Below are 6,648 nucleotides of genomic sequence, written 5' to 3' on the forward strand. Positions count from 1 at the left end.
AGCGAAAAGGCCGCACTTGAAAAGGCAGCCTGATTATCTTCGATAGTGGTTAACCATCCTATAACGACCGAACATCAGCTATGCGCAAAGATGTCGGTTTCCTCCCAGCCAAGAAGGTCGAGCTTGGCGCGCGTCGGCAGGAACTCGAAACAGGCCTTTGCATGCTCCAGCCGCCCGTCTCGCGTGAGCCGCTCCGTCAAACGATCGCGCAGTGCGTGAAGGTAAAGGACATCCGAAGCGGCATATTCCAATTGTGCCTGAGAGAGCTTTGCAGCTGCCCAGTCCGACGACTGCTGTGCTTTCGAGATGTCTACTTCCAGCATCTCTTTCAGATTGTCTTTAAGGCCATGACGATCGGTGTAGGTTCGTGACAGGCGCGAGGCAATCTTTGTGCAGAAGACAGGCGTAGTGGTGACCCCGAAAGTATGGAATAGGACCGCGATGTCGAAGCGGGCGTAATGAAAAATTTTCTGACGGTTCGGATCGGCAAGCATGGCCGCGAGACGAGGCGCTTGTGTCTGGCCCGCTGCTATCCGGATGATATCCGCAGTTCCATCGCCCGGCGACAATTGCACAACACAAAGGCGGTCTCTGCGTGGCACCAGCCCCAGCGTTTCCGTGTCGATGGCAATGGCATCGGTGTAGCGCGCGGCATCTTCTTCTGAAATGTCACCTTCGTGATAGCGGATTGTTGCGGGCATCTCGTTTTCCGTCGATTCCATCTTTATCTGAGGCTATAGTGCAGAGAGGGGCTCTGCGGTGTATCTTTGGCCTTGCATGACAGTGCTCAGTAATGCGGCGGCTTGGTGATGGCCGGAGCCTCTAGTGCCTGCTCCTCGAGTTCCAGGAACCGGTCTGTGAGGCGATCGAGCTTATGCTTTGTCTGCTCGAGAAGCTTCCATTGCTCGGCAAGTTGATCAGACAGTTCGTCAATCGTCTTTGCTTGATGCGCGATTGTTTCCTCCAGAACGAGGAGGCGCTGGTCGTATTCCTGCATGAACTACCTCCTGAAGATGCCATCGTCGCCTTCGAAACGCTTGGCCTATCGGTCACCGCAATCCGTATTTTCAATCTTGGCTTCGTCCGCGCGCGCAACAATGAAATCATGTTCTGTCTATTCTGCTGCCAGCCGCGGGTCCACAGCGAATTGAAAACTTCCTCCGGGAGATCCTCCAGCGTTTAAACTCGCCTTGTCGATGCATCATTTGTGCGCTAGCCCTTTTTGCGATTTTTCCAGTATTCGCATCTTTTGGGAGGGGCGCGGATGGCCGCGACGCGACTTCAGTCACTGACCAATTTGAACATCGCTGTTCGTCAGCCTGCCTACGATCGCGACGCGACCAAAGTCGGGATCTTTCATTTCGGACCCGGCGCCTTCTTTCGCGCTCATCTTGCCGCCTATACGGAAGACAGTCTGTCGTTGCTGGGCGGCGATTGGGCGATCGACGCAGCCAGCCTCAGATCTGCCGAGACTGCAGAAACGCTGAACGAACAGAACGGTCTTTACACACTGCTCGTGCGTGACGACGAACAAACATCGGCGATCGTGGTCGGCGCGTTGCATCATACCTATGTTGCGCCGCGCGACCCAAACGCAGTGCTTGAACGGCTCGCTGATCCCGATATCAGGATCGTCAGCCTGACGATTACAGAAAAGGCCTATTGCATCGATCCGGTGAGCGGCGGGCTGGATTTTAACCATCCTGATATCCGTCATGACCTCGAAACGCCTTCATCACCCAAAACGGCGATCGGCTTTCTTGTAGAAGGATTGCGCAGGAGACATATTGCCGGCAATCTTCCTTTCACGCCGCTGAGCTGCGACAACCTCCCCGACAATGGCGGCATGTTGCGGCGGCTGGTTCTTTCTTTCGCAAATCATCTTGATGCCGATTTCGCGAACTGGATTGATAGCAACGTACCTTTCCCAGCCACCATGGTGGACCGCATCACGCCTGCAAGCACCGATGAGACCTATGCCGATGCTGAAAGGCTGACAGGGCAGCGTGATCTTGCCGCCATCGAGACCGAACCGTTTCGGCAATGGATCATCGAAGATCACTTCGCCTGCGGAAGACCTCAGTGGGAAGAGGTCGGCGCCCTTATCGTCGAAGATGTCGAAGCCTATGAGAAAATGAAGTTGCGCATGCTGAACGGCGCACATTCCCTTCTTGCCTATCTCGGCTTTATAGCCGGCTATGAATATATCCGTGACGTGATGGGAGACCCTGGTCTTGCGGCCTTGGCGCGCCGCCACATGAGGGCAGCCGCGAGTACGCTTGGAACCGTCCCCGGCATGGACCTTGAAGCCTATGCCGACGAGCTCATAGCGCGCTTTGCAAATCGCGCCATCGCGCATAAGACCTATCAGATCGCGATGGATGGCACGCAGAAATTGCCGCAGCGCCTCCTGTTTCCGGCAAACGAAGCGCTCGAGGGGGGCGATGCCGCTGAAACCTATGCGATCGCTGTTGCGGCCTGGATGCGCTATGCGCTCGGCGAGGATCGGCACGGAAAGACCTATGCGCTGCGCGATCCGCGTGAAGCAGAGATTGCGGAAAGGCTTGAAGGGGTCGCCAGAAATGGCGCCGCTGTCTCGCAGGCGCTCCTCCAGTTGCCCGGTCTTTTTCCACCTGCGCTTCTGGCTCATCCACGCTGGACGGACGACGTCGCCAACAAGCTCGAACTCTTGATCCAGGATAACTGCCTGCCCTTGATCTAGACGCCGCGCTGAGCATCACAGAGGCGGGAGCAACGAGAAACGGCGATGCGGTGCTGCCAGTTCATCCGTGGTCAGCATCGCATCGCCCATGCACGTTGCGTCTGAACAAACTTGTTCGGGCGAAACATGCATTGTGCAAGCCATGCGGCGGTTTCGGCGCCAAGAGACGCGCCGCAGCATAGATCGGATAAGTATCGACCTTTGCTGGAAAGGCTAGCGATCGGGCGTAACGGACCTGTGACATTTCCTTTTATTTTTCGTGACATTTGCGGGAGGGTCGTCTTTCTGCTTTCTTCTCTCGGAAATTCCGGTAAGACCGAAGTCCGGGTCTCATCAACACCGGACTTTACTTTTCATGATCAAATTCGACGTTCTCACCATCGGCAACGCTATCGTTGACATTATCGCGCGATGCGACGACCAGTTCCTGTCCGATAACGGCATCACGAAAGGGGCAATGAACCTCATCGATGCAGAACGTGCCGAATTGCTTTACAGCCGTATGGGTCCCGCTGTTGAGGCTTCCGGCGGAAGCGCGGGCAATACAGCGGCCGGTATCGCCGGTTTCGGCGGCAAGGCAGCCTATTTTGGAAAGGTCGCTGAGGACCAGCTGGGCGCGATCTTTACTCACGATATCCGCGCACAGGGCGTTCACTATCAAACCAAGGCCAAAGGCACCTTCCCACCGACAGCCCGCTCGATGATCTTTGTGACCGAAGACGGCGAGCGGTCGATGAACACCTATCTGGGTGCCTGTGTGGAACTCGGTCCTGAAGACGTCGAAGACGAGATCGTTGCACAATCGAAGGTCACCTATTTCGAAGGCTATCTTTGGGATCCGCCAAAGGCAAAGGATGCAATTCGCGAATGCGCGCGCATCGCCCATAAGAACGGCCGCGAAGTCGCGATGACCTTGTCGGACAGCTTTTGCGTGGACCGCTATCGCGAAGAGTTTCTGGACCTTATGCGCAGCGGCACGGTCGATATCGTCTTTGCCAATGAGCAGGAGGCACTAGCCCTTTACGAAATCGAGGATTTTGAGCAGGCACTCAAGGCCATTGCCAACGATTGCAAGATCGCTGCCGTCACTCGCAGCGAGCACGGCGCCGTCATCCTCAAAGGCAGCGAACGCTATAAAATCGATGCAATTGCACTTCAACAATTGGTGGATACAACAGGCGCTGGCGACCTGTTCGCATCGGGCTTCCTCTATGGTTACACGAACGGCCATTCGCTGGAAGACAGCGGAAAGTTGGGTTGCCTTGCCGCAGGTATCGTCATCCAGCAGATCGGACCCCGTCCGATGATATCGCTCGCCGACGCCGCCAAGAAGGCTGCGCTTATTTAAAGGCTTCGCCTGGATAAGCGCCCCAGATTTCGGATTGCGCAACCCAGCCTTCAGCGCCGTCCGTTTTGGCAAAGCACCAATTGCCGTTGCATTCCTTGATGTGAACGAGAACGCCTGGTTCCAGTTTAGCCGTGACGGTGGAAGATGGCAGGGCGTCTCGACGCATATTGACGAAGACGTTCTTACCCTTGCCCTTCATCCATGGCGCCGCGATTGCGGCCCTGGAGCCTGACAAAAGCGACTGGTTCACCCAGCCTTCAGTGCCATCAGCATCGCGGATCTGCCGCCAGTTGTCATATTCCTGGACGATCTCGACCGGCAATCCCGCCTTCATGTACATCCACGACGTGGCATAATCCGTTCCGGGTCCAATGCGCAGATTGACGCGTTTCGACTTCAAGGTCACGAAACGAGGCAGGGGCAGTCCGCTCGGACCTTTGGCCGCTTGTGCATGAGCCACCTCAAGACCGCTGCCAGTCAGGACCATGGCAACTGCCAAAATTAAAGAAGACCTGAAAACTCTGTGACGCATCGTACCGTTCTTTCGATAGGGCATCCGGCTCATGTCAGCCCGCCGCGCGTGCGCATCCGACCAAGTGCGGTCGAGAGTTCTGTTGTCTTCGCTGGCGGGTCTGGTAGAAATTGCCCGACTGGGGAACTATCCAGCATCTTGGTTAAAGACCTCTAAACAAGGCTATGCCGCCGCTATGACAGTGAAGAAAAAACCGACGGTTTATATCACGCGTAAGTTGCCGGACGCGGTGGAGACGCGCATGCGCGAACTCTTCGACGCGGAGCTTAATATCGATGATGCGCCGCGTTCGCGGCAGGAGCTCTCTGCGGCGCTGAAGACGGCGGACGTATTGGTCCCAACGGTCACCGATAGGATCGACGCCGAGTTGATCGAGGCCGCGGGGCCACAACTGAAACTGATTGCCAGCTTCTCGAACGGGACGGACCATATCGACGTGGAAGCGGCCGCGCGTAAGGGGATCACCGTCACCAACACGCCCAACGTGTTGACGGAGGACACCGCCGATATGACCATGGCACTAATATTAGCGGTGCCGAGAAGGCTTGGCGAGGGAGCCCGTGTCCTCACCCAACATCCGGGTGACTGGGCGGGCTGGTCGCCAACATGGATGCTGGGCCGCCGCATCCATGGCAAGAGAATCGGCATTGTCGGGATGGGACGGATTGGGACCGCCGTGGCGCGGCGTGCCAAGGCTTTCGGGCTTTCCATCCACTACCATAATCGCAAACGCACGAGTGCGGCGACAGAAGAGGAACTTGAGGCCACCTACTGGGAGAGCCTTGATCAGATGCTGGCGAGAGTCGATATCGTTTCCGTCAATTGTCCATCAACGCCGGCAACTTTTCACCTAATCTCGGCGCGACGCCTTGGGCTGCTTCAGCCAACAGCCTATATCGTCAATACGGCGCGCGGCGATGTGGTCGATGAAGCGGCGTTGATCAAGTGCCTTCGGGAAGGCCGTATTGCCGGTGCAGGCCTTGATGTTTTCGAAAACGAACCAGCCGTCAATCCGAAGCTGGTGAAACTCGCCAATGAAGGGAAAGCCGTCCTTCTTCCTCATATGAGTTCGGCGACCATCGAAGGTCGCATCGATATGGGCGATAAGGTCATTATCAATATACGCACCTTCTTCGACGGACACCGGCCACCGAATCGGGTTTTGCCAGGGATCTGAATTTTCTAGATGGATCGAGCGCCCACACACGCGGGTGATTGGAACTCTCCTTGCCTCTTCCGGTTCGATCTAGAGGAGGAAGATAATGGAAGAGGCTTGGGTCCATTTATGTATTGATGTCCAGAGGATGTTCGCGGAGGACACGCCTTGGCATGTTCCGTGGATGGCAAGGGTCGTTCCGAACATCGTCGCTGTCGCGGACCGTCATCCAGAAAAGACGATCTTTACGCGCTTCGTCCCGCCCACCAATGCAACCGCGATGAGCGGATCGTGGCGACACTATTATGAAAAATGGCATGTGATGACGCGCGATGAGATGCCGAGCGAACACATCAACCTCATCGCCCCGTTGCAAGATTTTGTGCCGCCGGCGTGCATCTTCGACAAGATGACCTATTCGCCGTGGGTCGACGGCCGTCTTCATGCCACTCTTGTGAAACGTGGAATTGATGCCATCGTTCTCACCGGTGGAGAAACGGAAGTCTGCGTTCTCGCGGCCGCTCTCGGAGCGATCGATCTTGGTTACCGCATCATTCTTTTACGGGACGCGCTTTGCAGCGGCGCAGACGAGACGCACGACGCGATCTTGAAGGTCATGGAAGACCGGTATTCGGTTCAGGTCTCCATTATGCAAACGGAGGAGTTTCTACAAATGGCGAGGCCTGCCCTTTCGTCGTCTTAGATCTTAGACTGGGCCTGTCGTCGGCAAAAGCTGGTCGGACGTTCTATCCAGTTCGATCCGAATTCACGCACGTCCTGCAATCGGCCCGCCTGTCAGTACTTGAAGCCAATAATGCCTTTGCTCACCACGATGTTTCGAGAACGGGGTCCTGCTACTGGACGGACCGTTTCCGTGGCGAGCAGCCGCT

General features: G+C 56.3%; 7 protein-coding genes. 4 read left to right on the forward strand and 3 right to left on the reverse strand.

All coding sequences use genetic code 11. The annotated features are described in order from the left end of the window. Nucleotides 1-74: 74 nt before the first annotated feature. Both VQ830_RS23835 and VQ830_RS23840 read right to left on the reverse strand, forming a co-directional pair. Nucleotides 75-701, reverse strand: a complete 627-nt coding sequence (locus tag VQ830_RS23835) for a ribonuclease D (RefSeq protein ID WP_337270658.1) — start codon at nt 699-701, stop codon at nt 75-77. An 86-nt stretch (nt 702-787) separates the two neighbouring features. Next, entirely contained in the window at nt 788-997 is a 210-nt protein-coding gene (locus VQ830_RS23840; RefSeq protein WP_337270659.1) for a SlyX family protein, read from the reverse strand. A gap of 267 nt (nt 998-1,264) precedes the next feature. Here VQ830_RS23840 and VQ830_RS23845 point away from each other — a divergent pair, with 267 nt between their 5' ends. Further along, nucleotides 1,265-2,722 carry a mannitol dehydrogenase family protein gene (locus VQ830_RS23845; RefSeq protein ID WP_337270660.1) on the forward strand — a complete coding sequence of 486 codons (1,458 nt, stop codon included), beginning with the start codon at nt 1,265-1,267 and terminating at the stop codon, nt 2,720-2,722. A 355-nt stretch (nt 2,723-3,077) separates the two neighbouring features. Then, on the forward strand, nt 3,078-4,070 hold the full coding sequence (locus tag VQ830_RS23850) for an adenosine kinase (protein ID WP_337270661.1): 993 nt from the start codon (nt 3,078-3,080) through the stop codon (nt 4,068-4,070). Here VQ830_RS23850 and VQ830_RS23855 read toward each other — a convergent pair. Then, complete coding sequence (locus VQ830_RS23855) at nt 4,063-4,602, reverse strand: SH3 domain-containing protein (RefSeq protein ID WP_337270668.1); 540 nt, start codon at nt 4,600-4,602, stop codon at nt 4,063-4,065. The two genes, VQ830_RS23850 and VQ830_RS23855, sit on opposite strands and share 8 nt — an antisense overlap. A 175-nt stretch (nt 4,603-4,777) precedes the next feature. Here VQ830_RS23855 and VQ830_RS23860 point away from each other — a divergent pair, with 175 nt between their 5' ends. Next, nucleotides 4,778-5,779 carry a 2-hydroxyacid dehydrogenase gene (locus VQ830_RS23860; protein WP_337270662.1) on the forward strand — a complete coding sequence of 334 codons (1,002 nt, stop codon included), beginning with the start codon at nt 4,778-4,780 and terminating at the stop codon, nt 5,777-5,779. An 85-nt stretch (nt 5,780-5,864) separates the two neighbouring features. Beyond that, nucleotides 5,865-6,461 (forward strand): cysteine hydrolase family protein, encoded by a 597-nt coding sequence (locus VQ830_RS23865; RefSeq protein WP_337270663.1) that lies wholly within the window; start codon nt 5,865-5,867, stop codon nt 6,459-6,461. Nucleotides 6,462-6,648: the final 187 nt, after the last annotated feature.

The sequence above is a fragment of the Oryzifoliimicrobium ureilyticum genome (genome assembly GCF_037199735.1).
Taxonomy (GTDB): Bacteria; Pseudomonadota; Alphaproteobacteria; order Rhizobiales; family Rhizobiaceae; genus Rhizobium; species Rhizobium ureilyticus.

Excerpts from the sequence above, each read along its gene's own strand:
- VQ830_RS23835 (WP_337270658.1), bottom strand. The coding sequence starts at position 701 with ATGCCCGCAACAATCCGCTATCACGAAGGTGACATTTCAGAAGAAGAT.
- VQ830_RS23845 (WP_337270660.1), top strand. The coding sequence starts at position 1,265 with ATGGCCGCGACGCGACTTCAGTCACTGACCAATTTGAACATCGCTGTT.
- VQ830_RS23865 (WP_337270663.1), top strand. The coding sequence starts at position 5,865 with ATGGAAGAGGCTTGGGTCCATTTATGTATTGATGTCCAGAGGATGTTC.
- VQ830_RS23855 (WP_337270668.1), bottom strand. The coding sequence starts at position 4,602 with ATGCGTCACAGAGTTTTCAGGTCTTCTTTAATTTTGGCAGTTGCCATG.
- VQ830_RS23850 (WP_337270661.1), top strand. The coding sequence starts at position 3,078 with ATGATCAAATTCGACGTTCTCACCATCGGCAACGCTATCGTTGACATT.
- VQ830_RS23840 (WP_337270659.1), bottom strand. The coding sequence starts at position 997 with ATGCAGGAATACGACCAGCGCCTCCTCGTTCTGGAGGAAACAATCGCG.
- VQ830_RS23860 (WP_337270662.1), top strand. The coding sequence starts at position 4,778 with ATGACAGTGAAGAAAAAACCGACGGTTTATATCACGCGTAAGTTGCCG.